The 25,656-nt window shown below is 65.3% G+C and carries 23 protein-coding genes; 12 read left to right on the top strand and 11 right to left on the bottom strand.

What is annotated here, in order from left to right; all coding sequences use genetic code 11:
* Positions 1 to 10: 10 nt before the first annotated feature.
* On the bottom strand, positions 11 to 850 hold the full coding sequence (locus ACQR07_RS22690) for a pyruvate, water dikinase regulatory protein (RefSeq protein WP_434869770.1): 840 nt from the start codon (positions 848 to 850) through the stop codon (positions 11 to 13).
* Positions 851 to 1,266: 416 nt separating this feature from the next.
* On the opposite strand from ACQR07_RS22690, the gene hemJ reads away from it, so the two are divergent.
* From hemJ to ACQR07_RS22655, 7 genes are all read left to right on the top strand, one after another.
* Positions 1,267 to 1,689, top strand: a complete 423-nt coding sequence (gene hemJ, locus ACQR07_RS22685; RefSeq protein WP_434904360.1) for a protoporphyrinogen oxidase HemJ — start codon at positions 1,267 to 1,269, stop codon at positions 1,687 to 1,689.
* Positions 1,690 to 1,930: 241 nt separating this feature from the next.
* Positions 1,931 to 3,196 carry a transcription termination factor Rho gene (gene rho / locus ACQR07_RS22680; protein WP_434904359.1) on the top strand — a complete coding sequence of 422 codons (1,266 nt, stop codon included), beginning with the start codon at positions 1,931 to 1,933 and terminating at the stop codon, positions 3,194 to 3,196.
* A gap of 296 nt (positions 3,197 to 3,492) precedes the next feature.
* Complete coding sequence (gene mnmE, locus ACQR07_RS22675; RefSeq protein WP_434904358.1) at positions 3,493 to 4,830, top strand: tRNA uridine-5-carboxymethylaminomethyl(34) synthesis GTPase MnmE; 1,338 nt, start codon at positions 3,493 to 3,495, stop codon at positions 4,828 to 4,830.
* 222 nt (positions 4,831 to 5,052) lie between these two features.
* Positions 5,053 to 6,927 carry a tRNA uridine-5-carboxymethylaminomethyl(34) synthesis enzyme MnmG gene (gene mnmG, locus ACQR07_RS22670; protein ID WP_434904357.1) on the top strand — a complete coding sequence of 625 codons (1,875 nt, stop codon included), beginning with the start codon at positions 5,053 to 5,055 and terminating at the stop codon, positions 6,925 to 6,927.
* 11 nt (positions 6,928 to 6,938) lie between these two features.
* On the top strand, positions 6,939 to 7,607 hold the full coding sequence (rsmG, locus tag ACQR07_RS22665; protein ID WP_434904356.1) for a 16S rRNA (guanine(527)-N(7))-methyltransferase RsmG: 669 nt from the start codon (positions 6,939 to 6,941) through the stop codon (positions 7,605 to 7,607).
* Positions 7,608 to 7,638: 31 nt separating this feature from the next.
* A complete protein-coding gene (locus tag ACQR07_RS22660) occupies positions 7,639 to 8,490 on the top strand; it encodes a ParA family protein (RefSeq protein WP_434869589.1) in 852 nt (283 codons plus the stop codon).
* 159 nt (positions 8,491 to 8,649) lie between these two features.
* The gene (locus ACQR07_RS22655; protein WP_434904355.1) at positions 8,650 to 9,546 is read left to right on the top strand and encodes a ParB/RepB/Spo0J family partition protein; all 897 of its coding nucleotides are present in this window, start codon (positions 8,650 to 8,652) and stop codon (positions 9,544 to 9,546) included.
* Positions 9,547 to 9,987: 441 nt separating this feature from the next.
* On the opposite strand, the gene holA is transcribed toward ACQR07_RS22655, so the two are convergent.
* From holA to leuS, 3 genes are read right to left on the bottom strand one after another with little or no spacing between them, the layout of a single operon-like run.
* Complete coding sequence (gene holA / locus ACQR07_RS22650) at positions 9,988 to 11,016, bottom strand: DNA polymerase III subunit delta (RefSeq protein ID WP_434904354.1); 1,029 nt, start codon at positions 11,014 to 11,016, stop codon at positions 9,988 to 9,990.
* 18 nt (positions 11,017 to 11,034) lie between these two features.
* Positions 11,035 to 11,586 (bottom strand): LPS assembly lipoprotein LptE, encoded by a 552-nt coding sequence (lptE, locus tag ACQR07_RS22645; protein WP_434904353.1) that lies wholly within the window; start codon positions 11,584 to 11,586, stop codon positions 11,035 to 11,037.
* Positions 11,573 to 14,197 (bottom strand): leucine--tRNA ligase, encoded by a 2,625-nt coding sequence (gene leuS / locus ACQR07_RS22640; RefSeq protein WP_434904352.1) that lies wholly within the window; start codon positions 14,195 to 14,197, stop codon positions 11,573 to 11,575. The genes lptE and leuS overlap by 14 nt, the downstream gene beginning before the upstream one ends.
* A 325-nt stretch (positions 14,198 to 14,522) precedes the next feature.
* Here leuS and ACQR07_RS22635 point away from each other — a divergent pair, with 325 nt between their 5' ends.
* Positions 14,523 to 15,509 (top strand): GGDEF domain-containing protein, encoded by a 987-nt coding sequence (locus ACQR07_RS22635; protein WP_434904393.1) that lies wholly within the window; start codon positions 14,523 to 14,525, stop codon positions 15,507 to 15,509.
* A gap of 20 nt (positions 15,510 to 15,529) precedes the next feature.
* On the opposite strand, the gene ACQR07_RS22630 is transcribed toward ACQR07_RS22635, so the two are convergent.
* Positions 15,530 to 17,227: a sensor domain-containing diguanylate cyclase gene (locus tag ACQR07_RS22630; protein WP_434904351.1), complete on the bottom strand. Its 1,698-nt coding sequence runs from the start codon at positions 17,225 to 17,227 to the stop codon at positions 15,530 to 15,532.
* 107 nt (positions 17,228 to 17,334) lie between these two features.
* On the opposite strand from ACQR07_RS22630, the gene ACQR07_RS22625 reads away from it, so the two are divergent.
* Positions 17,335 to 18,018 (top strand): YggS family pyridoxal phosphate-dependent enzyme, encoded by a 684-nt coding sequence (locus ACQR07_RS22625; protein WP_434904350.1) that lies wholly within the window; start codon positions 17,335 to 17,337, stop codon positions 18,016 to 18,018.
* A gap of 8 nt (positions 18,019 to 18,026) precedes the next feature.
* Here ACQR07_RS22625 and ACQR07_RS22620 read toward each other — a convergent pair whose 3' ends face one another.
* Complete coding sequence (locus ACQR07_RS22620; protein ID WP_434904349.1) at positions 18,027 to 18,815, bottom strand: 2-keto-4-pentenoate hydratase; 789 nt, start codon at positions 18,813 to 18,815, stop codon at positions 18,027 to 18,029.
* A 21-nt stretch (positions 18,816 to 18,836) separates the two neighbouring features.
* Positions 18,837 to 19,406 carry a L,D-transpeptidase family protein gene (locus ACQR07_RS22615; RefSeq protein WP_434904348.1) on the bottom strand — a complete coding sequence of 190 codons (570 nt, stop codon included), beginning with the start codon at positions 19,404 to 19,406 and terminating at the stop codon, positions 18,837 to 18,839.
* A gap of 230 nt (positions 19,407 to 19,636) precedes the next feature.
* Here ACQR07_RS22615 and ACQR07_RS22610 point away from each other — a divergent pair, with 230 nt between their 5' ends.
* Together ACQR07_RS22610 and ACQR07_RS22605 are read left to right on the top strand one after the other, a co-directional pair.
* A complete protein-coding gene (locus tag ACQR07_RS22610) occupies positions 19,637 to 20,323 on the top strand; it encodes a response regulator transcription factor (protein WP_006612692.1) in 687 nt (228 codons plus the stop codon).
* Between the two features lie 66 nt (positions 20,324 to 20,389).
* Positions 20,390 to 20,833 (top strand): cyclic nucleotide-binding domain-containing protein, encoded by a 444-nt coding sequence (locus tag ACQR07_RS22605; RefSeq protein WP_434904347.1) that lies wholly within the window; start codon positions 20,390 to 20,392, stop codon positions 20,831 to 20,833.
* Positions 20,834 to 20,846: 13 nt separating this feature from the next.
* Here the strand turns inward: ACQR07_RS22605 and ACQR07_RS22600 are convergent, their stop codons facing one another.
* The 4 genes from ACQR07_RS22600 to rsmI form a co-directional block, all read right to left on the bottom strand.
* Positions 20,847 to 21,662 carry an exodeoxyribonuclease III gene (locus tag ACQR07_RS22600; RefSeq protein WP_434904346.1) on the bottom strand — a complete coding sequence of 272 codons (816 nt, stop codon included), beginning with the start codon at positions 21,660 to 21,662 and terminating at the stop codon, positions 20,847 to 20,849.
* A 111-nt stretch (positions 21,663 to 21,773) separates the two neighbouring features.
* Positions 21,774 to 22,715 carry a glutathione synthase gene (gene gshB / locus ACQR07_RS22595; protein WP_434904345.1) on the bottom strand — a complete coding sequence of 314 codons (942 nt, stop codon included), beginning with the start codon at positions 22,713 to 22,715 and terminating at the stop codon, positions 21,774 to 21,776.
* Between the two features lie 33 nt (positions 22,716 to 22,748).
* Entirely contained in the window at positions 22,749 to 23,183 is a 435-nt protein-coding gene (locus tag ACQR07_RS22590) for a YraN family protein (RefSeq protein WP_434904344.1), read from the bottom strand.
* A complete protein-coding gene (gene rsmI, locus ACQR07_RS22585; protein ID WP_434904343.1) occupies positions 23,170 to 24,129 on the bottom strand; it encodes a 16S rRNA (cytidine(1402)-2'-O)-methyltransferase in 960 nt (319 codons plus the stop codon). The genes ACQR07_RS22590 and rsmI overlap by 14 nt, the downstream gene beginning before the upstream one ends.
* A 302-nt stretch (positions 24,130 to 24,431) precedes the next feature.
* Between rsmI and ACQR07_RS22580 the strand changes: the two genes are divergently transcribed.
* Positions 24,432 to 25,655, top strand: a complete 1,224-nt coding sequence (locus ACQR07_RS22580; RefSeq protein WP_434904342.1) for a penicillin-binding protein activator — start codon at positions 24,432 to 24,434, stop codon at positions 25,653 to 25,655.
* The last annotated feature ends 1 nt before the right edge of the window (position 25,656 follow it).

Here is a 25,656-nt window from a genome sequence, read left to right as displayed (position 1 = left end):
CGTCGTCAACTCATTCCGGCAGGCGCTGCCGCTGCCGGTCGGTATAAAGTTTCAGGATCGCGGCCGCGGTCTCTTCGATCGAGCGGCGCGTCACGTCGAGCATCACCCAGTTGAACCTGGCGCTGAGCTTGCGCGCATACGCCACTTCGTCGGTGACCGACTGCTTGTCGATATAGTTCTCGTTGCCGCTTTCGGCACCCATGCTCAGCAGGCGATTCTGCCGCACCTGGATCAAACGTTCCGGCGTCGCGTGCAGGCTGACCACGAGCGGCTTCTTCAGCGTCTCCAGCTGATGCGGAATCGGAATGCCCGGCACCAGCGGCACGTTGGCGGTGCGGACGCCGCGGTTGGCGAGATAGATCGAGGTCGGCGTCTTCGAGGTCCTGGAGACGCCGACCAGCACGACGTCCGCTTCCTCGAGACCGTCGACCATCTGGCCGTCGTCGTGCAACATCGTGTAGTTCAGCGCGTCGATGCGCGCGAAATATTCGGCATTCAGCACGTGCTGCGCGCCGACGCGCCCCGCGGTTGCCGCGCCGAGATACGCCTCGAACAATTGCATCACCGGGCCGATGATCGACAGGCTCGGGATGTTGATCTGCTGGCACTTGGCCTCGAGCCGGCTCACCAGATCCTTCTCGAGCAGGGTGAACAGCACGATGCCCGGCGCCTCCTCGATCTCGTCGAGCACGCGATCGAGCTGCTTCTGGCTGCGGACCAGCGGATAGACATGCTCCACCGGCGTCACATTGGCGTATTGCGCGGCGACAGCTCGCGCGACCGTGATCAGGGTTTCGCCGGTTGAGTCGGAAACCAGATGCAGGTGAAAGTAATTGCCGGTGGTGGGCATCAAATCCTTAACGATCTGTGAATCCCTGTGAAGGATGGGGCCAAAAAGCAGCGCTGATGGGCCCCCTTTGTATAACCCCGATTCTTCTGCACATGGTCGCCGTCCGGGAAAACGCCAGGCAACGTTGCGATGATATCGGGGCGAGGCTGCTTTGTCTCTGGATAAGCTGTCGAAGCTTTTCGGCAAGCATTTGAATCACTTCGGACTCGCATGACAGCCGGTGCTCGATCGGTGCCTGTTGAGGGATGTGAACAAGCTGCGGGAAATTTGCTGACAGGATTGCATGAGTCCAATCCACCGCTACCTAGACTCAAACCCTAAGATTCTAAAATTATTTGGTTTGGAAGGGATCGAGCGAGCGGATATGTCTCGCCTCCCAACGTGATGGCCAGCCGGCCAAGAGGATCGCCCAGCCGATGTACGAGTGGATCAAGGCGCTGCACGTCATTGCGGTCATCGCGTGGATGGCCGGCATGCTGTATCTGCCGCGCCTGTTCGTCTATCACTGCGACGCTGAGATCGGCTCGAAGCAGTCCGAGACGTTCAAGATCATGGAGCGTCGCCTGCTCAAGGCGATCATCAATCCGGCGATCACGGTGACCTGGCTTGCCGGGCTTTACTTGGCGTGGGCCGATCACTGGTATACCAGCGGCTGGTTTCATGCGAAATTCCTGCTGGTTCTGATCATGTCGGGCGTCCATGGCCTGTTCACCCGCTGGGTGCGGGAATTCGGCAACGATCAGAATACGCGTAGCCAGAAATTCTACCGCATTATCAACGAGGTACCAACGGTATTGATGATCGGTATCGTGATTCTCGTGATCGTCAAGCCGTTCTGATCTGTTTCACGAGAATACCGCTCCGCCGCAGATGCCTTGCGAACGGCGGCGCAATTTTCTATATTGGGGATATCCCACCCCACGCAGGCGGATGTGGTTGCGTTCCGGTTTGACCGGCCGCCGCATCAGGTCTGGTGCCTCATAGGCGCCAACCTTGCTCAGACCTGCGGACCTCATTTTCGTCCGCCTTCCCACAGCCACCTCGCATCCCTCCCAAGTCGCTTCCACAGGACCACCCCCAATGCGGGAAATGAAACTACAGGACCTCAAGTCAAAGACGCCGGCCGAGCTCGTCTCCTTCGCGGAGGAAAGCGGGGTCGAGAACGCCAGCACGATGCGCAAGCAGGAGCTGATGTTCGCCATCCTCAAGCAACTCGCCATCCAGGAGACGGACATCATCGGCGAAGGCGTCGTCGAGGTTCTCTCCGACGGCTTCGGCTTCCTCCGTTCGCCCGACGCCAACTACCTGCCCGGCCCCGACGACATCTACGTCTCGCCGTCGCAGATCCGCCGCTTCGGCCTGCGCACCGGTGACACCATCGAGGGTCACATCCGCAGCCCGAAAGAGGGCGAGCGTTACTTCGCGCTGCTCAAGGTCAACACGCTGAACTTCGAGGATCCCGAGAAGTCCAAGCACAAGGTCAATTTCGACAACCTGACGCCGCTGTTCCCGGACGAGCGCTTCCGGCTCGAGATCGAGGACGCAACGCGCAAGGATCTGTCATCGCGGGTCATCGACATCGTGGCCCCGATCGGCAAGGGCCAGCGCGCCCTGATCGTCGCGCCGCCGCGCACCGGCAAGACAGTGTTGATGCAGAACATCGCGCACTCGATCACCGCCAATCATCCCGAGTGCTACCTCATCGTTCTCCTCATCGACGAGCGTCCGGAAGAAGTCACGGACATGCAGCGTTCGGTGAAGGGCGAGGTCGTGTCGTCGACCTTCGACGAGCCGGCGGTGCGCCACGTGCAGGTCGCAGAAATGGTGATCGAGAAGGCCAAGCGCCTGGTCGAGCACGGCCGCGATGTCGTCATCCTGCTGGACTCGATCACCCGCCTCGGCCGCGCCTACAACACCGTGGTGCCATCCTCGGGCAAGGTGCTGACCGGCGGTGTCGACGCCAACGCGCTGCAGCGGCCGAAGCGCTTCTTCGGTGCCGCCCGCAACATCGAAGAGGGCGGCTCGCTGACGATCATCGCCACTGCGCTGGTCGACACCGGCAGCCGCATGGACGAGGTCATCTTCGAAGAGTTCAAGGGCACCGGCAACTCCGAGCTCATCCTCGACCGCAAGGTCGCCGACAAGCGGACCTTCCCGGCGATCGACATCGCCCGCTCCGGCACCCGCAAAGAGGAGCTCATCACCGAGTCGCAGAACCTCAAGAAGATGTACGTGCTCCGCCGCATCCTCAATCCGATGGGCACGATGGACGCGATCGACTTCCTGCTCGATAAGCTCCGCAGCACCAAGAGCAATTCGGAGTTCTTCGAGTCGATGAACACCTGATCGGGATCCGATCGCAGAGTTTGGAAAGGGCGCTCTTCGGAGCGCCCTTTTTGTTTGGGCATCACGCTGCCGCTGTTGGCCATGCCAAGGCTTGATCCGGCGAGCAACGCCAGCACGTCTGCAGCAATGAGTCGGTCATTTCCGGCTCGAGGGTCACGGGCCGCATCCTTCGAGACGCTGCTGCGCAGCTCCTCAGGACGAGGGGGCAGGTTCGTCTGGAAGACATTGGCAATCGGCGTAAAGCATGCCGCTCTAAACTGATTGTCTTTCCGCACGGCGAAGCCCAACTGAGCACCATGCATCCGCACGACCAGACCATCTACGCGCTGTCCTCCGGACGTTTGCCGAGCGCAATCGCGATCGTCAGACTGTCTGGGTCGCAGGCGGGGGCCGCGCTCCGGATGCTTGCGGGCAAGCTGCCCGCTCCACGGCTGGCGACACGGGTACTGCTTCGAGATGCTAGCCACGAGCCGATCGACGATGCCGTCGTGCTGTGGTTTCCTGCTCCGGCCAGTGCGACCGGCGAAGACGTTGCCGAGCTGCACGTTCACGGCAGCCGCGCGGTCATCGCGATGCTGTTCGCGGTGCTGTCGGGCATGCCGCAGATGCGCGCCGCCGAGCCCGGGGAGTTCACCCGGCGCGCGTTCGAGAACGGCAAGATCGATCTGACCGAGGCCGAAGGCCTCGACGATCTGATCCATGCCGATACGGATCGCCAGCGACGCCAGGCGCTACGGCAGCTGAAAGGTTTGCTGGGGGACAAGGCACGCAGCTGGCGCGACCAGATCATCCAGGCGTCGGCGCTGATCGAGGCCGGGATCGACTTCGCGGACGAGGGCGATGTGCCGGCCGAGCTGATGGCGCCGGCGCTGACCCGGATCACCCAGCTTCTCACCGAGATCGACAGCGTCCTCTCGGCGCAGGGCCGGGCAGAGCAGTTGCGCGATGGGCTGACCGTGGTCATTGCCGGACCGCCAAATGCCGGCAAGTCGACCCTGATGAACCAGCTGGCGCGTCGCGAGGTCGCGATCGTCTCGCCGCATGCCGGCACGACCCGCGACCTGATCGAGGTGCAGCTCGACCTCGATGGCTATCCGGTGACGGTGATCGACACCGCCGGCATCCGGGAGACCGACGATCCGGTGGAGCAGGAGGGTGTCCGTCGCGCCCGGGACCGCGCCGCGCAGGCAGATCTCGTATTGTGGCTCGCCGAGGACGACCTCGCAGAAGCCGAGCAGCAAGGAGAGGTGCCGGTCTGGCGGATCCGCAACAAGGTCGATCTGGAGTCGTCTGAGCGGGTGACGAAAATTGCTTCCGAAGGCGACGGCCGGTCGTTCCGCATCTCGGCACAAAGCGGGCAGGGGCTGTCCGGCCTGCTGGAGGCGCTGGTCGGATTTGCGCGCGACTATTTTGGCTCGATCGAGAGCGGTCTGATCACGCGGGAGCGGCAACGGACACTGCTGAACGACACCGCTGCCGCGCTCCGCCGGAGCATCGCAGCAGTTGATCTCGGCGAAGAGCTGGCCGCGGAGGAGCTGCGGATCGCGGCGCTTGCCCTGGGACGCCTTCTCGGCCGGGTAGATGTCGAGGATCTGCTCGATGTCATCTTCCGCGAGTTCTGCATCGGGAAATAGGCCACTCCGCTACGAGCGGAATATGCCTAACGAAGTCTTGCTTGGTTAATCGAACGTCAACGTGTTTCACGTGAAACAGAGAGTCGGGCACAGCGGGTGTCTCACGTGAAACATCCGCATGAAGGCCGTCAGAATGTTTCACGTGAAACACTCAGCCGTTCCGCGTCAATGTTTCACGTGAAACGACTTCCAGGCCCGATCTGCGAGCGCTAGATATCCGCCATGAATGAGCATCTGACCTCATACGACGTCATCGTGATCGGCGGCGGCCACGCCGGTTGTGAGTCGGCCGCGGCTTCGGCGCGCATGGGCGCCCGCACCGCCTTGGTCACCCACCGGTTCGCGACCATCGGGGCCATGTCGTGCAATCCCGCCATCGGCGGGCTGGGCAAGGGCCATCTCGTGCGGGAGGTAGATGCCCTGGATGGCCTCATGGGCCGCGTCGCCGATGCCGGCGGGATCCAGTTTCGCGTTCTGAACCGCCGCAAGGGACCCGCCGTTCGCGGTCCACGTGCCCAGGCCGACCGCAAGCTCTATGCTGCAGCGATGCAGGCGGCGATCTCGGCGATCCCCAATCTGGCTGTGATCGAAGGCGAAGCCGACGAACTGCTCATCGCCGATGGACGTATCACCGGTCTTACACTGGCCGACGGTCGAACCTTCACCAGCGGCGCGGTGGTGATCACCACCGGCACCTTTCTCCGCGGCCTCATCCATCTGGGCGAGAGGACCTGGCCGGCCGGTCGGGTCGACGAAGCGTCGGCCCTGGGGTTGTCGGGATCGCTGGAGGCGATCGGTTTCAAGCTCGGCCGCCTCAAGACCGGGACGCCGCCGCGCCTCGACGGCACGACCATCGACTGGGCCGCCATCGAGATGCAGCCGGGCGATGATCCGGCCGAGCCGTTCTCTGTCCTGACCAAAGAGATCACCACACCTCAGATCCAGTGCGGCATCACCCGGACGACAACCGCGACCCACGATGTGATCCGCGCCAACGTGCATCGCTCGCCGATGTACTCCGGCCAGATCAAGTCGACCGGTCCGCGCTACTGCCCCTCGGTCGAGGACAAGATCGTTCGCTTCGGCGATCGCGACGGCCACCAGATCTTTCTGGAGCCGGAAGGGCTCGACGATACGACCGTCTATCCCAACGGCATCTCGACCTCGCTGCCGGAGGAGGTTCAGCTCGCGCTGCTGCCGACCATCCCGGGCCTGGAGCGGGTCCGGATGATCCGGCCGGGCTATGCGATCGAATATGACCACGTCGATCCGCGCGAGCTCGAGCCGACGCTGCAGACCAAGCGGACGAAGGGACTGTTCCTCGCGGGCCAGATCAACGGCACGACCGGATATGAGGAGGCGGCCGCGCAGGGCCTCGTCGCCGGGCTCAACGCCGCGCTGGCGGCGGGAGGCGGGGAGCCGATCGTGTTCGACCGGGCTGATGGTTATCTCGGCGTGATGATCGACGATCTCGTGACCCGCGGGATCACCGAGCCGTATCGGATGTTCACCTCGCGCGCCGAGTATCGTCTGACGCTCCGAGCGGACAACGCCGATCAGCGGCTGACCGGCAAGGGCATTGCCCTGGGCTGCGTCGGGGGCGAGCGCTCGCGGTTTCACCGAGCCAAGATGGAAGCGCTTGACTCCGCCCGCGCCGTGGCGAAGTCACTGACGATCACGCCCAACGAGGCGGCCAAGCATGGGCTGACGCTCAACCGCGACGGCCAGCGGCGCTCGGCGTTCGAGCTGATGGCCTATCCGGAGATCGGCTTCGCCGAGGTGCGGGCGATCTGGCCCGAGCTCGGCGCGATCGACCTGGGCATCGCCACCCATCTTGAGATCGATGCGAAATATGATGTCTATGTCCGCCGCCAGAGCGAGGACGTCGAGGCCTTCCGCCGCGACGAGGGCTTGGTGCTCGGCGAGATCGATTACGCTGATGTCCCGGGCCTCTCGAACGAGGCGCGCGCCAAGCTCACGGCGGCGAAGCCGTGGACGATCGGGCAGGCGGGTCGGATCGACGGGATGACGCCGGCCGCGCTTGGAATTCTGGCGGCTTATCTCCGCCGTGAAGCGCGCAACAGGATCGCGGGCTGAGGGCGTTTCACGTGAAACGAACATCGTCAGCATTGGCGGCCAATGACCTCAGCGCCGACAGGGCCGAGGCACTCGCGCTTGTTCCTGTTTCACGTGAAACGGAGCAGCGCCTCGACCGCTATGTCGCGCTCCTGCTCGAGTGGCAGGCTAAGACCAACCTCGTCGCGCCATCGACTCTTCCGCATCTCTGGACGCGCCACATCGCGGACTCACTGCAGCTCCTCGACCTCGCACCCGACGCAAAAATCTGGGTCGACCTTGGCAGTGGCGGTGGCTTCCCTGGCGTAGTGCTGGCCTGCGCCTTGGCCGAGCGACCCGGCGCCCAGGTCCACCTCGTCGAGCGCATCGGCAAGAAGGCGGCGTTCTTGCGCGAAGCAATTCGCGTTACCGGCGCTCCGGGGATCGTGCATTTATCTGAGATCGGGGATATCGTGGAGAAGTGGAGCGGGCGAGTCGATTGCGTCACTGCGCGCGCGCTGGCTCCGCTACATCAACTCATCGGCTTTGCGGAGCCCCTGGTGAAAAAAGGCGCGAAAGCGCTGTTTCTCAAGGGTCAAGATGTAGAAGCGGAATTGACCGAATCTACTAAGTATTGGAAAATTGAGCCGAAACTTCACTCCAGCCGGACGGGCGGGCAGGGCTGGATCGTCGCAATCGATTGCATCGAGCGACAGAGCTGAATACCGCTGATACAACCAATGGCGATCGCGCATGGCCGTAATTGATGAAGTTTATCAAGAAGATAGAGCCCCTCATCCGGAAGGGCATCCGCGCATCCTGGCGCTCGCCAACCAGAAGGGCGGGGTCGGCAAGACCACGACCGCGATCAACCTGGGCACTGCGCTGGCCGCAATCGGCGAGCGCGTGCTGATCGTCGATCTCGATCCGCAGGGCAACGCCTCGACCGGTCTCGGCATCGACCGCGGCAGCCGCAACTGCTCGACCTACGACGTGCTGATCGGCGAGGCATCGCTGCGCGACGCTGTCGTGGCGACCGCCGTACCCCGGCTGCACATCGCCTCCTCGACGATGGACCTCTCGGGTCTCGAGCTCGAGCTCGGCGCCAGCGCCAACCGCGCTTTCCGCCTGCGCGATGCGATCGCCGGCCTCAACAACAACGTCTCGCCGGAGGGCGACTACACCTACGTGCTGGTCGACTGCCCGCCGTCGCTGAACCTGCTGACGGTCAATGCGATGGCCGCCTCCGACGCGATCCTGGTGCCGCTGCAATGTGAGTTCTTCGCGCTCGAAGGTCTGTCGCAGCTGCTGCAGACCGTCGAGCAGGTGCGCTCGACGTTGAACCCGAACCTGTCGATCCACGGCATCGTGCTGACGATGTTCGACTCGCGCAACAACCTGTCCAACCAGGTCGTCGCCGACGTCCGCCAGTTCATGGGATCGAAGGTCTACAACACCATGATCCCGCGCAACGTGCGCATCTCCGAGGCACCGTCCTACGGCAAGCCGGTGCTGGTCTATGACCTGAAGTGCGTCGGCAGCGAGGCCTATCTGAAGCTCGCGACCGAGGTCATCCAGCGCGAGCGCGATCTGCGCGCGAACTAATCGTTTCCACGTCGCCGGCGGACCTCGTGTCAGCCGGGCCTCGACCGAGGATGACGGCGGATTCCGGCAGCGGAATTCGCAACCCCTTTTCATTGCGCCGACGCCGCGGTTCGGCAGCAGACGCAAGCGGAGCGTGACGTGAATCCAAAGGAGAAGGCGATGGCGGACGAGTCGCGATCGCGATTGGGCCGGGGCCTTGCAAGTCTGATCGGTGACGTGAACCGCGAGGCGGGTGCTCCTGCGGAGCGGCCGCGCAATCAGCGCAAGGTGCCGATCGAGTTTCTCAAACCGAACCCGCGCAACCCGCGCAAGACGTTTTCCGACGCCGAGCTCGCCGAGCTCTCGGCCTCGATCAAGCAGCACGGCGTGATCCAGCCGATCGTGGTGCGCCCGATCAAGGGCCAGCAGGACCGCTTCGAAATCATCGCCGGCGAGCGCCGCTGGCGCGCCTCGCAGGCCGCCGGCCTGCACGAGGTTCCGATCGTCCCCGTCGATGTCAGCGACAGCGATGCGCTGGAGCTCGCGATCATCGAGAACGTGCAGCGCGAGGATCTCAATCCGATGGAGGAGGCGCAGGGCTATCATGCGCTGGCCAACGAATTCAAACGCAACCAGGAAGACATCGCCAAGATCGTCGGCAAGAGCCGCAGCCACGTCGCCAACATGATGCGGCTCACCAAGCTGCCGGCCGAGGTGCAGGGCTTCATCGCGACTAGCCAGATCTCGGCCGGCCACGCCCGTGCGCTGATCAACCTGCCGGACCCGCTGACGGCGGCGAAGAAGATCATCGCCGAAGGCCTCAACGTCCGCCAGACCGAGGCGCTCGCGCATGACGAGGGCGTGCCCGAGCGCAAGCCGCAAAAGCCGCGCAGCTCCGGCGGCAGCGCCGCGCCCGAGAAGAAGGATGCGGATACGCTCGCGCTGGAGAAGCGCGTCGGCGACGCGCTGGGTCTCACTCTGTCGATCAGCCACCGCGATCCCGGCGGCACCGTGCAGATCACCTATCGCAGCCTTGAGCAGCTCGACGAGGTGATGCGCCGGTTGGAGCAGGGTTAGGTGTCAGCCGGCGGCGCTGACTGCGCCATCGCACGATGAGCTCGCTCTTACTTCCTTGAATTGGTTTAGACACTCTCTCCATCGTCATGGCCGGGCTTGACCCGGCCATCCATCTTTTGGACGACTTGGCTCGAAGAGGATGGACGCCCGGAGTCAAGCCCGAGCATGACGAGCTACTAACGAGGTACCAACGAACGACGCGAGAGTGGTGTGCATGCGTCCTCGTTGCTTCTGCTGATCTCGGCTCTCTCCCCTGTCATTCCGGGGCGCGCGTAGCGCGAGCCCGAAATCCATTTCACCGCGGATGATGCGGCCCGATGGATTCCGGGCTCGCGCTACGGGCGCCCCGGAATGACGGTGGAGAGTGGGGCGCGGTCTCGGGTCAAGTTGGGCTGAGTTGTTCGTCATGATCCCTGATGCCACCGACGTCTCGCCGGCGCATCAACCCTTCCGTCGCGCGTTCAGCGCGATCGACAGCAAGGTGCGTTGCGCGATCGCTGCGGCGAGGCCGGGCTGCTTGCGCATGTCGAGCGCGGCGGTGGCGAGCTGGTCGATGATCGGCAGCAGCCGGGCCGGGGAGAAGTTGCGCAGCGCTGTTTCCGCGCTCGGCTTGCGCGAGAAGTGCAGCCGCGGAAAGCCGCCTTCGAGAATGCTCGACACCGGCGTGCCCGAGGCGACGGCGAGCGCCGATTTGTGCAGCCACGCGGCATGCCGCTGCGCCGCCGAGATGATCACGCCGGGATAGGTGCCGGCGATCATCGCCTTGCCGAACTCGGTCTCGACCACGTCAGGCTTGCCGCCGAAGGCGCCGTCGACGATCGGGTCGAGCTTCATCTCGGAGGCGTCGGCGACCACCGCCATCACGTGATCGAGCGTCACCTCGCCCTCGCCATGCGCGAACAGGGTCAGCTTGCGGACCTCGTTGCGCGAGGCCTGGCGGTCGCCGCCGAGCAGCGCCATCAGCGAGGCGCGGGCGTCCGGCGCAATCCGCAGGTTGGCGATGCGCAGCTCGTCGTCGATCAGCTTGGCGAGATCGCGCTCGGTGTCGGGATAGCAGGCGATCGCCACTGCGGTCGCGGCCTTTTCGCAGATCTTGCGGAGCGGCGAGTCGGGCCGGATATCGCCGGCCTCGATCACGATGCGGCAATCGCGCACGGTCATCTGGCTGAGCGTCTCGACACCGCTGGCGAACGTGCGCGAGCCCGCGCGCACGCGGATCGCGCGGCGGCCGCCGAACAGCGGCACGGTCATCGCTTCGTCGACCAGCCGCGACGGTTCGGCGGCGAGATCGTCGCCATCGAGCCGCACCACGGAAAACGGATCGTCGGGATTGTCGACCGCGGACGCGATCAGCGCCTCGGCGCGTTCGCGGACGAGGCCGGCATCCGGGCCATACAGCAGGATGAGCGGACGGGCCGCGTCCGGTCTGGCCAGGAAGGCGTCGATGTCTCGTCCGCGTAGCGCGACCACGGCCGTGTCAGCCGCGCGTCAGGTGCCCGCGGTGAAGAACGCCGCGAGCCGGGTCTTGATCTTCTCGGCGACCTCTTCGGCGGCGCGATCCTCGGCTTCGTTGAACGCGCGCTGACGGGCGAAGCGCTGATACGATCCCGGAATGTCGTAGGAGGTCCGCGCGAAGGTCGTTCCGGTCATGACCGATTTGTTGGTGGCCAAGTCGACCAGATTGTACTGCGCGTCGATGCTGACATTCTCGGTGGTCGGCAGGCCCGTGGCCTGCGAGATGATCAGCGACGACCGACCTGCCTGGAACCTCAGCACCAGCTTGTGCGTGGGCGCCGAGCCGGTCGCGGTGCCGTAGAGCTTGAAGGCGAGCGCATTGCGGATGCCGACGCCGATGCGCGCCTCCGGGGAGGCGTTTGGCTTGTCGACCGGCGGCAGCTCGATACCCGCCAGCTTGTCGCGCAGCGCCGGGGTGCCGTCGGAATGCTCGGCATACATCGGCTGGAAGCAGCCAGCCGTCAGCCCGGCCAGAGCGGCCACGGCGACCAGGCGTGCAGCGATCCGAAACCTAACCGACGACATTCACGATCCTCTTGGGAACGATGATCACCTTGCGGACGGGCTTGCCGTCGAGTGCCAGTTTTACTGCATCGAGCGCCAAAACGGCAGACTCAATTTCCGGATTCTGCGCGTTGCTGGCGACTGTGACTTCCCCGCGCTTCTTGCCGTTGACCTGGACGACCAAGGTCATGGTGTCCTCAACCAGCAAATCTCGTTCGATTTGCGGCCAGGGCGCCTCCGAGATCAGCCCCGAATGGCCCAGCACCTGCCAGCATTCCTCGGCCAGATGCGGCATCATCGGCGAGAACAGCTGCACCAGCATGCCGGCCGCCTCGCGAATGGCCCAGGCCAGGTCCGGTGCCGGCTTGGCCGGCTTCGCCAGCACGTCGGTCAGCGCATTGGCGAATTCACGGATATGCGCCAGGCAGACGTTGAAGTGCAGCCGCTCGATGCCGCCGGTGACCTTGTCCAGCGCGCCGTGCGCGGCCTTGCGCAGCGCCAGCGCGTCGGCGCCGAAGGTGGCGGGACGGGAGGAGGGGGCCTCGGCTGACGCCGCGACCGATTCGTTGACCAGCCGCCACAGGCGCTGGACGAAGCGCGCCGCGCCCTGCACCCGCTCGTCGCTCCAGATCACGTCGCGATCCGGCGGCGAGTCCGACAGCATGAACCAGCGGGCGACGTCGGCGCCGTAGCTCTCGATGATGTCGTCGGGGTCGACGGTGTTCTTCTTCGACTTCGACATCTTCTCGATCGGGCCGATATTGATGTCCTCGCCGGTCGCGGTCAGCACCGCGCGGCGGCCGTTGCCGCCGATCTCGATCTTGACCTCGGCCGGATTGACGTAGGTGCCGTCGGCCTTCTGGTAGGTCTCGTGGACCACCATGCCCTGCGTGAACATGCCGGCGAACGGCTCGTCCATGGCGACGTGGCCGGTCGCCTTCATCGCCCGGGTGAAGAAACGGCTGTACAGCAGATGCAGGATCGCGTGCTCGACGCCGCCGATATACTGGTCGACCGGCATCATCCGGTTGGCGACATCAGGCGTCGTCGGCGCGGTCTCATTCCACGGATCGGTGAAGCGCGCGAAGTACCAGGACGAATCGACGAAGGTGTCCATGGTGTCGGTTTCACGCGTCGCCTTGGCCCCGCACTTCGGACAGGTGACGTGCTTCCAGCTCGGATGGTGATCGAGCGCGTTGCCCGGCTTGTCGAAGCTGACGTCATCCGGCAGCACCACCGGCAGGTCCTTGGCCGGCACCGGCACCACGTCGCAATTGGCGCAGTGGATGACCGGGATCGGGCAGCCCCAATAGCGCTGGCGCGAGATGCCCCAGTCGCGCAGGCGGAAATTGACCTGGCGCTCGCCGACGGCAGCGCCGCCGCGCTGCTCGGTCTCGAGACGCTTCGCGACCTCCTCCTTGGCCTGCGCGATCGTCGTGCCGTCGAGGAAGCGCGAATTGATCATCCGCCCGTCGCCGTCGAACGCAGTGTCGGTGATGACGAAGCTCGCCGGGTCCTGTCCCTCGGGGCAGACCACGGGCGTGTTGCCGAGGCCGTATTTGTTGACGAAGTCGAGGTCGCGCTGGTCATGCGCCGGGCAGCCGAAGATGGCGCCGGTGCCGTACTCCATCAGCACGAAGTTCGCGACATAGACCGGCAAGCTCCAGCTCGGGTCGAACGGATGCACGGCGCGGATGCCGGTGTCGAAGCCCTGCTTCTCGGCGGTGTCGATCGCCTCCTGCGCGGTTCCGATGCGCTTGATCTCGGCGATGAACGCGGCGAGCTCGGGGTTCTTGGCAGCCGCAGCCTGCGCCAGCGGATGGTCGGCGGAGATCGCCATGAACTTGGCGCCGAACAGCGTGTCCGGCCGCGTGGTGAAGATCTTCAGCTCGGTCTCAGCGGCGGGCGTGGTCTTGGGATCCAGCGCGAAGCGGATCAGCAGGCCTTCGGAGCGGCCGATCCAGTTGCGCTGCATCAGCCGCACCTTGTCCGGCCAGCGGTCCAGGCCGTCGAGCGCGTCCAGCAATTCCTGCGAGTACTTCGTGATCTTGAACACCCACTGGTTCATCTCACGTTGTTCGACCACCGCACCGGAGCGCCAGCCGCGGCCGTCGATGACCTGCTCGTTGGCGAGCACGGTCATGTCGACCGGATCCCAGTTCACCTTGCGCTTCTCGCGCTCCACCAGCCCCGACTGCATGAAGTCGAGAAACATCTTCTGCTGGTGCTTGTAGTAGGACGGGTCGCAGGTGGCGAACTCGCGGGCCCAATCGAGCGACAGGCCGATCGAGCGCAGCTGCTTCTTCATCGCCGCGATGTTGTCGTAGGTCCACGCCTTCGGCGCCACCTTGCGCTCGATCGCGGCGTTCTCTGCCGGCAGGCCGAACGCATCCCAGCCCATCGGGTGCAGCACGTTGAAGCCCTTGGCGCGCATGAACCGCGCCAATACGTCGCCGAGCGTATAATTACGGACATGGCCGATATGGATGCGTCCCGACGGATAGGGAAACATCTCGAGTACGTAGTATTTCGGACGCGGATCGTCGTTCTTGGTGGCGAAGATCGCCTTGTCGTCCCACTGGCGCTGCCAGCGCGGCTCGGCTTCACGGGCGTTGTAGCGTTCGGATGTCATGGAATCGCTTATAATTTTCGAGGATTCGCGTCGTTTTTCGACGGCGGACTAGGCCACAAAAGCAGCACGTCGGTCAATGGGGCGGCAGATGATGATACCATTTCGTGCACCTGCTAAGCGCTGGTAATCGCGAGTATTTTTTGCACGATGCGGCCGGGGTGTCGGAGGTCGGGTTGAGGCACGGTTAAGACTTGAATGGGAGACTGAGTGCATACATCGAGGCATCAGCCCGCATCTGGGATCGCTCCACATCGTGTCCGGCGCTACGTTCGACGAGCTTGACTTCGAGTACGCGACGACTGTCGCGGAACAGGCCATGAAATCCATGGCTCAGCAGCGCGTTCCACCGACGCCGAACAACTTCCATCTGTGGTTCAAGTACTCGCTGGGCTCGGCGTCGGACCTGAAGCGCGCCGTCGACATCCTCGTCAGCAACAAGCGCAAGTTCGACAAGACCACGAACCAGGCGCTGTTCGACACCTATATCGGCCAGCAGGGAACGGAAGCAGCCGTCGTCCATAAAGTCTCGCAACAGTTGCATGGCGTGATGGACTCGGCCAAAAGTTATCTGACGGCCGCGATTGCCGACAACCGCACGCACATGGCCGCGATCGACGACGTCGCCGAGCGCAGCGAGCAGGGCGTCGATCCGAAGATCCTGATCGAGAACCTCGTCAGCGAGCTCGCCCAGGCGACCGCGCGCGCGGCGAAGCTCGAAGCAAGCTTTGCCGAGAAGTCGCGCGAGCTCGACACCATCCGCGATTCCCTCAACAAGTCGGAGCAGCGCGCGCGCACCGATACGCTGACGGGACTGCCGAACCGCCGCGCGCTCGAAGAGTTCTTCCGTCACGCCCAGGTCGAGGCGATGGAGCGTGACGAGCCGTTCAGCATCCTCCTGATCGACGTCGATCACTTCAAGAAGTTCAACGACAATTACGGTCATGGCGTCGGCGATCAGGTGCTGCGCCTGGTGGCCAAGGCGCTGCGCGAGCGGGTGCGCGAGAAGGATCTGCCGGCGCGCTATGGCGGCGAGGAGCTGATCGCGGTGCTGCCACAGACCGACCTCGAGGGCTGCACCGTCATCGCCGAGCGCATCCGCCGCACCATTGCCGACTGTCAGTTCACGCGGCGCTCGACCGGCGAGGTGCTGCCGCAGATCACGGTGTCGATCGGCGTCGGCCAGTTTCAGTTCGGCGAGGCTATGGCCGACCTGATCGATCGCTGCGACCAGGCGCTGTATCTGGCCAAGAAGCTCGGCCGCAACCGCGTCGTCACCGAGCTCGAGCTCGACCGCAAGCTCGCAGTCGGTTGATCATCGGCAGGCGCCGCGTCTCAGCCCACGCGCGCCACGCCGCTCCAATCGTCGGCACCATCTCCGAAGCCATGCGCGACCACCGTATTGCGGCCTTGCCGCTTGGCGGCATAGAGCGCCGCGTCGGCGGCCTCGATCAGATCGGCCGGCGACAGCGCCTCCTGCGGCCGCGCCGAGGCGACGCCCACGCTCACGGTGACGCAGCGATGCGCCGAGGTCGTATGCGGCAGCCCCATGTCGAGCACGGCATAACGCACCTGCTCGCCGATGACGAACGCCTGCTGCGCGCTGATGCCGGGCACCAGCAGACAGAATTCCTCGCCGCCATAGCGCCCGGCAAAGGCGTCGGTCACGGCTGCGATCTGCGACAGCGTCTCGCCGAGCCGGGACAGGCAGGCGTCGCCTTCCGGATGACCATAGGTGTCGTTGTAGAGCTTGAAATGATCGACATCGATCATCAGCAGAGACAGCTCGCTGCCGGCCTGCTCGGCGCGCGTCCACTCCACGTCGATGTGATTCTGGAAGCCGCGGCGGTTGGCGAGGCCCGAGAGCATGTCGATCGACGCCATCACCGTGAGGCGGTCATTGGCGGCGATCAGCTCGCGCTCGCGCTGTCCGAGCTTGGCGGCCATCGCATTGAACGATTTCGCCAGCGGCACGAATTCCGACGGCAGGTTCTTGGTGACGACGCGCGCCGACCACTGGCCATGCCCGAAGCGCTTGGCGGTGGCCGCCAGCATGCTGACGGGCCGCACGATCAGCTTCTCGGCCGCGATGAGCGCGCCGAGCAGCACGATCAGGCAGACCAGCCCGGCCTGCAGATAGGCGGTTCGGATGTCGCGGTCGATCGCGGCCGTCACCCGCGTCTCGTCGATGCTGACGATCAGGCGTGATCCCGTGTCGGCGATGCGCGTGAAGGTGATCGCACGCTTCGACCCGTCGGCAGCCCTGAACGAGACCGTATCGGTCGGCTTGTCCGAGCTCATCGCGGTCTCGGCGACGGCCGAGAGCAGCGGCACGCTGTCGAGCGGCCGGCCGATCAGCTCGGTGCTGCCCGCCGGCGCCGCCAGCACGGTTCCCTCGCTGTCGATCAGCACCGCCGTGATGCCCGGGCGGCCGCCAAGATTGCTCATGATCTTGGACATCCATTCCAGGTTCACGCTCGCCAGCATCACCGCGTCCGGCTCGCCGGTGATGGCACCGACCGGATACGCCGCCATCACGATCGGCATCTGTGCCGGCTTGGACAGCAGGTAGTCGCTGAACACGAAGTCGCGCGCTTCCTGCGCGCCGCGGAAATACGGCCGCTCGCTGAAATCGAGGCCGACATATTGATTGTTGGTGGAACACTGGATGCGGCCGTCGCGGCCGGCGATCATCAAAGTGCGAATCCAGGGCAGCGTGGCCGGCAAGCTGGCGCGCAGCATGTCGCAGCTGCGGCTGACGCCGGTCGCGGAGGCCCGGACATAGGCGGTGGATTTCAGCACCGTCTCGACCGACATGATGACCTCGCGCTGCATGTCGGCGCTCTGTCGGGCGATGTTGAAGAATTCCTCGGAGGCCAGCGCAATCTGCCGCGTCCTGGCACTTTCGAGCGACCTGGCGCGTTCCAGCATCAGCGGCGCCACCAGGATCACAGCCAGCAATGCCAGACGCGCACGGATCCCCAACAGCCGGTTCAGCTTCACTCTATTGCGGTTGAAGCGGATGCTTGGCATTTCTTCCCCCTACCCCGTCGCGCAAGGTAGGGAGAAGGGTTCAAGAACCCTTTCTCGAACTCCGTAAAATTGCAGCCAACCCCGTAAATCTACCGCCGGATATCCTCGTGACCGATGCCCCCGCCGTAACCCCGCCTTCACCATCCGCGCTTGCCGCCGTCGAGCAGGAGATCTTGCGCGCCTGCCACGATGCCGAGCGGGAACGCTCGTCCGTGACGCTGATCGCGGTGTCGAAGACCTTTGCGGCCGAGGCGATCGAACCGGTCATCACGGCGGGACAGCGCGTGTTCGGCGAGAACCGGGTGCAGGAGGCCAAGGGCAAATGGCCGGCGCTGATGGCCGCGCATCCGGGGCTGTCGCTGCACCTGATCGGGCCGCTGCAGTCCAACAAGGCCAAGGAGGCGGTGGCGCTGTTCGACGCCATCCATTCGGTGGATCGTGCCAGCCTGTGCGCGGCGCTGGCGAAGGAGATCGCCGCCCAGGGCCGGCATCCGCAGCTATTCGTCCAGATCAACACCGGCGAGGAACCGCAGAAGGCCGGGATCGCGCCCGGCGAAGCCGACGCCTTCCTTGCGGCCTGCCGCAAGGATCATGGGCTCGAGATCTCGGGCCTGATGTGCATTCCGCCGGTCGACGAGGCGCCGGGGCCGCATTTTGCGCTGACCGCGAAGATCGCGGCCCGTAACGGGCTTGCCAACCTGTCGATGGGCATGAGCGCCGATTTCGCTACCGCGATCCAGTTCGGCGCCACCCATGTCCGCGTGGGATCGGCGATCTTCGGCCACCGCTGACGGCGCTCTTACTCTCCGAAGCGCACCGAGACCCGTCCGAGGTCGCCGAAATCGGCGAGCATGTCATCGCCCGCGTCGATCGGCAGCGGCGGATGACATGTGCCTGTCGTCACCACCTGCCCCGCCCGCACCGGTACGCCGAGTGCGCTGACCTCGTTGACCAGCCAGGCGAGCGCGACGCGGGGATCGCCCAGCACGTTGCGGCCATGGCCGATGAAGTCGCGGCCGCTGACGGTGATGCGCGGCCGCTCCTCGACCAGGTCGCGGCTGCGCCAGTCCGCGGTCGTCGGCGCGCCCAGCACGAACAGATGCGCGCAGGCATTGTCGGCGATCAGCTGCGCCTCGCCGGCGCTGACGAAATCGGCGAACCGCGAGTCCGGGATCTCGATCGCCGGATGCAGCGTCGCGACCGCGGCGAGCACCTCGGCGACATCATAAGGTGCCGCGCGCGGCGGCAGGTCCGCGCCGAACCGGAAGGCGAATTCCGGCTCGGCGACGCGCATCGCATTGCCGGCCATCGACGCGATGCCACCGTCCGGCAGCACGGTTTCGGCGAGGATGCGACCGGCGAGCGGTCCGGCGACATTGATGTGCCGCTGTCCGGCTTCGCTGGTCGCGGCGATCTTCCAGCCGTACAACGGCGCCTTGGAATGCTGCTCGAGCACGGCTTGCACCGCGTAGCCTTCGGCGCGGTCGCGCGGCCTGAGATCGGCGGGCAGTTCGGCGAGCTTGCGGCCATCGCGCCAGTGCCCGCGCAGGATCTCCGAAGCCGCCGCGGTCTGATCCGGCGTGCGCATGCTGTCCTCCCCTCGATCTCTTTATTCGATGATGATCCTGGTGCGCGGGCCGATCCTTTGCAACAGCCGCAGCATCGCCGGGCGGGTCATCGCGACGCAGCCGGCCGTCGGACCGAAATTCGGCCGCGCCAGATGCAGGAACACGGCGCTGCCGCGACCGGCGATGCGCGGCCGGGTGTTGTGGTCGATCTCGATGATGAAGTCGTAGAGATGGTCGCCGCGCGCCAGCCGGTCGCCGGGCTGGTCGCCACGCAGCCGGAACGGCCGGTTGTAGCGGCGGTCGGCCGGGTCCTCGCACCAGGCGTCTTCGGGCCCGATCGGCCGGATAGCGAGGCGCGTTGTCGGGCGTGGGTGACGGTCGGCCCGCCACCACAACTGGCGCGGGTGGAAGGTGCCGCGCGGCGTGCCGCCATCGCCTTCGCGCTTGTTTGCGAGGATGCCGCCGCGGCCGAGGGCGACCGGGATGATTCGCCCCGAGACATCGAGCCAGCCACGCTGCCGATTCCCGGCGGCGGTGCGGATCCGAATGACCGTCGCGGCCCTGTCGGTTGGACCACCACCATAACGATTTGAAATAACGTGCCTTTTCATTGCCATGCATTGCCCGTCAATTGCCTTAATGTCGGCAAATGGTCCGTGGCGGGAGCGGGAGGAGACATTCATCTCAATCCCTCCCGAAATGTGGAGTAGAGTGTCAGGCGCTTGTGAATCGGTAACAGCCCCCTACTTCAAGACGAAACAAGGCTTATTGAGCCTGTTTTGCCCACCGTCGAAGGCGCCATCATCCGATCCCGCCGGCGCCAGCAAGAGGATTTGTACCAATGGCCAATGCCCGCAAGATCCTGATCGTTGATGACGACACCGATCTGCGCGACACACTGATGGAGCAGCTGTCGTTGCACGACGAGTTCGAGGCTCAGGCGGTGGACACCGGCGCCAAGGGCGCCAGCGCGGCAAAGGCGAACTCTCCCGACCTGGTGCTGATGGATGTCGGCCTCCCCGACACCGACGGCCGCGAGGTGGTGCGGTCGTTGCGCAAGGGCGGCTTCAAGGCGCCGATCATCATGCTGACCGGACACGACACCGATTCCGATACGATTCTCGGCCTCGAATCCGGCGCCAATGACTACGTCGCCAAGCCGTTCCGCTTTGCCGTGCTGCTGGCGCGCATCCGCGCCCAGCTGCGTCAGCACGAGGCCAGCGAGGACGCGGTGTTCTCGGTGGGTCCCTACAGCTTCCGTCCGGGTTCGAAGATGCTGACCGGCGCCAATGCGCGCAAGGTCAGGCTCACGGAAAAGGAAACGGCGATCCTGCGTTTCCTGTACCGGGCCGGCCAGCAGCCGGTGTCGCGCGAGACCTTGCTGCAGGAGGTGTGGGGCTACAATTCCGGCGTCACCACCCATACGTTGGAGACGCATATTTACCGTCTGCGGCAGAAAATCGAGAAAGATGCCGCTAATCCAGAGATTCTGGTGACGGAGGCCGGTGGCTACAAGCTGGTGCCGTGATACGTTCGGGGATTGGCGGTTTGCCGTCTATAATATTGGTTCCATTCCGCCTTCCCCGGGCTCTCGATGTCGATCGAAGACGATATTGCGCTGTTGGAGCGCGTCCCGACCCTGCGCCTGTTGGGAAGCGATTCGCTGCGCATGATCGCGATCGGGTCCGAGCAACGCAACATCCAGAGCGGCGAAGCGCTGTTCCGCGAGGGTGACACCGCCGATTGCGGCTATGTCGTCCAGCGCGGCTCGCTGCGGATCAGCGACGAGGTCGGCGCCGAGGTCGTCGCCAAGCCGGGCATGCTGATCGGCGAGCTCGCGCTGCTGGTCGAGATGCGCCGGCCGGCGACCGCGACGGCGCTGGAATATTCCACCGTGGTGCGGGTCTCTCGCAGCCTGTTCCAGCGTGTGCTGGAGAGCGACGCCCTTGCCGCGCGGCGGCTGCGCGACGAGTTCGCCAATCGGGCGACGCGGCTGGCCGGCGACATTCTGAAGGCCGGCGCCAAGCTGACGTCGTGATGGCGGGCCTCGGCTAGACGTCGAGCGTCACCGTGACCGGCACGTGATCGGACGGGCGCTCCCAGCTTCGCGCGTCGCGCAGGATCCGGAAGTCGGAAATCCCGTCCTTCAGTGCGCGCGACACCCAGATGTGGTCGAGCCGGCGGCCGCGATCGCCCACCGTCCAGTCCGCGGCGCGATAGCTCCACCAGGTGTAGACCTTCTCGGACATCGGAATACGTTCGCGCGCGACGTCGATCCATTCGCCGTGATTCTGCGCCGCGAGCAGCTTCTCGGTCTCGATCGGCGTGTGCGACACCACCTTCAACAGCTGCTTGTGCGACCAGACGTCGTGCTCATGCGGCGCGACGTTGAGGTCGCCGACCAGGATGTGGCGGTCGTCGCCGCGCGGATGCAGCGGCTCGCAGGCCTTCATCTCGTCGAGGAATTGCAGCTTGTGCTCGAACTTCGGATTGAGCGCGGGATCGGCAATGTCGCCGCCCGCCGGCACGTAGAAATTATGCAGCACCAGTGGCCGCGCCAGCTGCGCCTTCTCGCCGAACGCGACGGTGATGTGGCGCGAATCCACCTTGTCGCAGAAGGTGCGGACATTGGTGCTCTCGAACGGCCAGCGCGAGATCACGGCGACGCCGTGATAGCCCTTCTGCCCATTCAGCGCGACGTGCTCATAACCGAGCCGCTTGAAGCGCTTCAGCGGGAAGGCATCGTCGATGCACTTGGTTTCCTGCAGGCACAGCACATCCGGCCGCACCTGCTTGATGAACTTGGCGACGAGGTCGATGCGCAGGCGCACCGAATTGATGTTCCAGGTGGTGAGGACGAGACGCATGAGGACGGCGTCATAACATGGAATGCGCTGGCGTCAGCCGTGACGCCCCGCCACCGCCGCTTCGCAACGATCGCATCTATCGGGTTTATCCCCAGTTATGTCGCGGCCCGCTCAGCGCCGCTTGGCTTCGATCACATCCCACACGCGCGCGGCGATGTCCGGGCCGCCGAGGCGGGAGATCGCGCGGATGCCGGTCGGCGAGGTCACGTTGATTTCGGTGAGATTGCCGTCGATCACGTCGATGCCGACCAGCAGCAGGCCGCGCGCGCGCAATTCCGGGCCGAGCGTGTCGCAGATCTCGCGCTCGCGGGCACTGAGGTCGGTCGCCTGGGCCGCGCCGCCGCGCACCATGTTGGAGCGCAGGTCGTCGGCGGCCGGCACGCGATTGACGGCGCCGGCGAACTCGCCGTCGACCAGAATGATGCGCTTGTCGCCATGCTTCACTTCGGGAAGGAAGCGCTGGATCACCCAGGGCTCCTTGAATGTCACCGAGAACATGTCGAACAGCGAGCCGAAATTCATGTCCTGCGGCATGACGCGGAACACCGCCGCGCCGCCGTGGCCGTGCAGCGGCTTCATCACGACCGCGCCATGCTGATCGCGGAACGCGTTGATCTCGTCGAGATCGCGCGAGATCAAGGTCGGCGGCATCAGCTGCGGGAAGTTCATCACGAACAGCTTTTCCGGCGCATTGCGCACGCTGGCGGGATCGTTGACCACCAGCGTCTTCGGATGAATGCGTTCGAGGAAATGCGTCGAGGTAATGTAGGCGAGGTCGAACGGCGGATCCTGCCGCAGCAGCACGACATCGAACGAGGTCAACGCCGTCGGCTTCGGCTCGCCCAGCGTGAAATGGTCGCCGACCTGGTCGCGCACGGTCAGGGCCTGCACCGGCGCGTACAGCTCCTCGCCACGCAATGAGAGCTTGTCCGGCGTGTAGTAGCTGAGGCCGTGACCGCGCCGCTGCGCCTCGAGCAGCATCGCAAACGTCGAGTCGCCGCGGATGTTGATGCGCGCGATGGGGTCCATCTGGACGGCGACGTTGAGTTTCATGGGCGGGTCCCGGTCTGTCTGCAGTGGATCGTGTCAGGGGCTGGCATCGAAGGCAGCCATGAGATGGCGTGGCAGGCTGCGCGGCGCAACCAGAATCGCGTCGAAGCGAAGCTCGAATTCGGCATGGTCGGGATGCGCCATCAGCCAGGCTTGCGCGGCATCGATGATGCGCTGCTGCTGGCGTGGCGTCACCGCATAGGCCGCGTCGTCGAGCGAGGCGCGTGCCTTGACCTCGACAAAGGCGACGAGGCCGCGCTTGCGCGCGATGATGTCGATCTCGCCGTGCGGCGTGCGGAAACGCTTGGCGAGGATGCGGTAGCCCTTGGCGATCAGCAGCGCGGCCGCACGCGCCTCTGCCGACAGCCCGGTCCGGAAGGCGGCGATACGCTCGGGCGAAGCGGTTTTCGTTTCCTTGTTGGGCTTCGCAGCCTTGGCGGGCTTGTCAGTGGCGTGCTCAGTCTTCGCCATCGCCCTCTCCCGCGCGCAATTCCTTGGCGAGCACCAGTGCACGCGCATAGACCTCGCGCCGCGGCCGGCGCGACAGCTCGACGGCATGCATCACGGCGTCCTTGACGCTCGATCGCCGCAGCAGATCGGTGAGCAGCGCGTCGAGCGCGCCATCGGTCATGATCTTAGCGTCGCGCGGCGGCGGTCCGATCACCAGCACGAACTCGCCGCGCGTCTCCAGCCCGCTCGCCTCCGCCGCGAGCTCGGTGATCGGTCCGCGCAGGACCTCCTCGTGCAGCTTGGTGAGCTCGCGGCAGATCGCGGCTTGTCGTCCCGCCATCGCGTCGGCGAGATCCGCCAGCGTCTCCTGCACGCGGCTGCCGGCTTCGAACAGCACGAGCGTCGCTTCGACACGCGCCAGCTCGCCGAGCCGCGTGCGCCGCGCCTGTTGCTTGGCCGGCAGGAAACCCTCGAAGAAGAAGCGATCCGTCGGCAGCGCGGCGACGCTCAGCGCGGCCAGCACGGCCGATGGCCCCGGCAGCGCGGTGACGGCGAGACCGGCCTCGCAGGCGGCGCGCACCAGCTTGTAGCCGGGATCGGAGATCAGCGGCGTGCCGGCGTCGGATACCAGCGCGATTGCGGCGCCCTCCGCCAGGCGCTGCAGGATCTTCGGCCGGACGGCCTCGGCATTGTGCTCGTGATAGGCGGCGAGTTCCGCACCCAGGCCGTAGCGTTCGGTCAGCCGGCGCGTGATCCGGGTGTCCTCGCAGAAGATGATGTCGGCACCTGCCAGCGTTTCCAGCGCGCGCAAGGTGATGTCACCGAGATTACCGATCGGCGTGGCCACGAGATACAGGCCCGGCCGCGTCCTCGGCGCCGCGACGCGTTGTCCCGCCACCAGATAGGTCGAATTGGTGGAAGATTTGCCGTCGTCCGGCGGTATGTTCGGGATTGCCTTGGCGCCCATCGCGGTAATTTAAAGGGGCGGACGCGGGAATGCCACCAATGAACGATCGTGCGCCGAAATTGAAGTTTCGGGCGGGTCCGGGGTTTCACCGTTCATCGGGGATTCAAGGACGAAGCGGCACTCATTAGGGTGGTCGTGAGCAGGGGATAGAGCGTGCAAAACGTCGATTTGATCGCGGGTGTGGCCCAGACAGCCTTTTGTTTTGCTTAACTATTCGTCGACAATATGAATCATTCGCACGGCCCTCGGGGGGTGTGCGATCGGGGAACTTCTGGCCGGTCTCGGCCGAGCGAAGAGATGCCATGACTGGCCCGCGTCATCCCAACTCTCATGCCAAGCCGGGAGCCCCTGTGGTTGCCCGGCGGACGGCGCTTGGGCTGATCGTCGGCGCGCCGCTGCTGTCGGCCTGCTCCAACGTGCAGCAGAGCATGGGTCAGTTTCCCAACCCGTTCGAGCAGCCCACGGCCCCCGCCGGACCGCCGCAGCAGCCGGCCGTCGCCGGTAACGGTCAGGTCAGGGTCGGGCTGATTTTGCCGCTGTCGGCCTCGGGCAATGCCGGCATCGCCGCGCAATCGATGAAGAACGCCGCCGAGATGGCGCTCGCCGAATTCCAGAACCCGAATATCCAGCTGCTGATCAAGGACGACGCCGGCAGCCCGCAAGGCGCGCAGCAAGGCGCACAGCAGGCTTCCGACGAAGGCGCAGAGATCATCCTCGGGCCGCTGTTCGCGGGATCAGTACCGGCGGTGGCGCAGGTGGCGCGCACCCGCAACATCTCCGTGATCGCCTTCTCGACCGATTCGAGCGTGGCCGGGCGCGGCGTCTATCTGCTGAGCTTCCTGCCGGAGTCCGATGCCACGCGCATCGTCGACTACTCCGCAAGTGTCGGCAAACGCTCGTTCGCGGCGCTGCTGCCGGACAATGCCTATGGCACGGTGGTCGAAGGCGCGTTCAAGACCGCGGTCAGCCGGCGCGGCGGACGGATCGTGGCCTTCGAGAAATACTCGGGCGATCGCACCATGCAGGCGCGCGCGGTCGCGCAGGCGCTCGGTGGCGCCGATGCGCTGCTGCTGGCGGATGATGGCGAGTCCGTCGTCGCCACGGCGGATGCGTTGACGACAGCGGGCGCAAACTTGCGCAACATCCAGATGCTCGGCACCGGGCTGTGGGACAATCCGCGGGTCTATGGCAGCGCCAGCCTGCAAGGCGGCCTGTATGCCGCGCCGGATCCCGCCGGCTTCCGCGCCTTCGCCGGCCGCTACCGCACGCGATTCGGCGGCGATCCCGTGCGCACGGCCACGCTCGCTTATGACGCGGTGGCGCTGGTTGCCGCGCTGGCGCGCACCCAGGGCACGCAGCGCTTTGCGCCGGACGTGCTCACCAACGCCTCCGGCTTCGCCGGCATCGATGGCCTGTTCCGGTTTCGCAGCGACGGCACCAACGAGCGCGGACTCGCAGTGATGCGAGTCGGCTCCGGCGGCGGCCAAGCCGTCGCGGGCGCGCCGAAGAGCTTCAGCGCGACCTGAC

The organism is Bradyrhizobium sp. HKCCYLS20291 (assembly GCF_051167715.1).
GTDB lineage: Bacteria > Pseudomonadota > Alphaproteobacteria > Rhizobiales > Xanthobacteraceae > Bradyrhizobium.
This window is presented reverse-complemented; position numbering and strand designations above follow the sequence as displayed.

What these genes read in the sequence shown, in the direction of transcription:
- mnmG (WP_434904357.1), top strand. Translation starts at nt 5,053, where the DNA reads ATGAATGAGCATCTGACCTCATACGACGTCATCGTGATCGGCGGCGGC.
- ACQR07_RS22590 (WP_434904344.1), bottom strand. Translation starts at nt 23,183, where the DNA reads ATGGCGAAGACTGAGCACGCCACTGACAAGCCCGCCAAGGCTGCGAAG.
- ACQR07_RS22635 (WP_434904393.1), top strand. Translation starts at nt 14,523, where the DNA reads ATGGCTCAGCAGCGCGTTCCACCGACGCCGAACAACTTCCATCTGTGG.
- rsmI (WP_434904343.1), bottom strand. Translation starts at nt 24,129, where the DNA reads ATGGGCGCCAAGGCAATCCCGAACATACCGCCGGACGACGGCAAATCT.
- hemJ (WP_434904360.1), top strand. Translation starts at nt 1,267, where the DNA reads ATGTACGAGTGGATCAAGGCGCTGCACGTCATTGCGGTCATCGCGTGG.
- ACQR07_RS22600 (WP_434904346.1), bottom strand. Translation starts at nt 21,662, where the DNA reads ATGCGTCTCGTCCTCACCACCTGGAACATCAATTCGGTGCGCCTGCGC.
- ACQR07_RS22630 (WP_434904351.1), bottom strand. Translation starts at nt 17,227, where the DNA reads ATGCCAAGCATCCGCTTCAACCGCAATAGAGTGAAGCTGAACCGGCTG.
- lptE (WP_434904353.1), bottom strand. Translation starts at nt 11,586, where the DNA reads ATGTCGTCGGTTAGGTTTCGGATCGCTGCACGCCTGGTCGCCGTGGCC.
- ACQR07_RS22580 (WP_434904342.1), top strand. Translation starts at nt 24,432, where the DNA reads ATGACTGGCCCGCGTCATCCCAACTCTCATGCCAAGCCGGGAGCCCCT.
- ACQR07_RS22615 (WP_434904348.1), bottom strand. Translation starts at nt 19,406, where the DNA reads ATGAAAAGGCACGTTATTTCAAATCGTTATGGTGGTGGTCCAACCGAC.
- ACQR07_RS22620 (WP_434904349.1), bottom strand. Translation starts at nt 18,815, where the DNA reads ATGCGCACGCCGGATCAGACCGCGGCGGCTTCGGAGATCCTGCGCGGG.
- ACQR07_RS22610 (WP_006612692.1), top strand. Translation starts at nt 19,637, where the DNA reads ATGGCCAATGCCCGCAAGATCCTGATCGTTGATGACGACACCGATCTG.
- ACQR07_RS22660 (WP_434869589.1), top strand. Translation starts at nt 7,639, where the DNA reads ATGGCCGTAATTGATGAAGTTTATCAAGAAGATAGAGCCCCTCATCCG.
- ACQR07_RS22690 (WP_434869770.1), bottom strand. Translation starts at nt 850, where the DNA reads ATGCCCACCACCGGCAATTACTTTCACCTGCATCTGGTTTCCGACTCA.
- ACQR07_RS22655 (WP_434904355.1), top strand. Translation starts at nt 8,650, where the DNA reads ATGGCGGACGAGTCGCGATCGCGATTGGGCCGGGGCCTTGCAAGTCTG.
- leuS (WP_434904352.1), bottom strand. Translation starts at nt 14,197, where the DNA reads ATGACATCCGAACGCTACAACGCCCGTGAAGCCGAGCCGCGCTGGCAG.
- mnmE (WP_434904358.1), top strand. Translation starts at nt 3,493, where the DNA reads ATGCATCCGCACGACCAGACCATCTACGCGCTGTCCTCCGGACGTTTG.
- rho (WP_434904359.1), top strand. Translation starts at nt 1,931, where the DNA reads ATGCGGGAAATGAAACTACAGGACCTCAAGTCAAAGACGCCGGCCGAG.
- gshB (WP_434904345.1), bottom strand. Translation starts at nt 22,715, where the DNA reads ATGAAACTCAACGTCGCCGTCCAGATGGACCCCATCGCGCGCATCAAC.
- ACQR07_RS22605 (WP_434904347.1), top strand. Translation starts at nt 20,390, where the DNA reads ATGTCGATCGAAGACGATATTGCGCTGTTGGAGCGCGTCCCGACCCTG.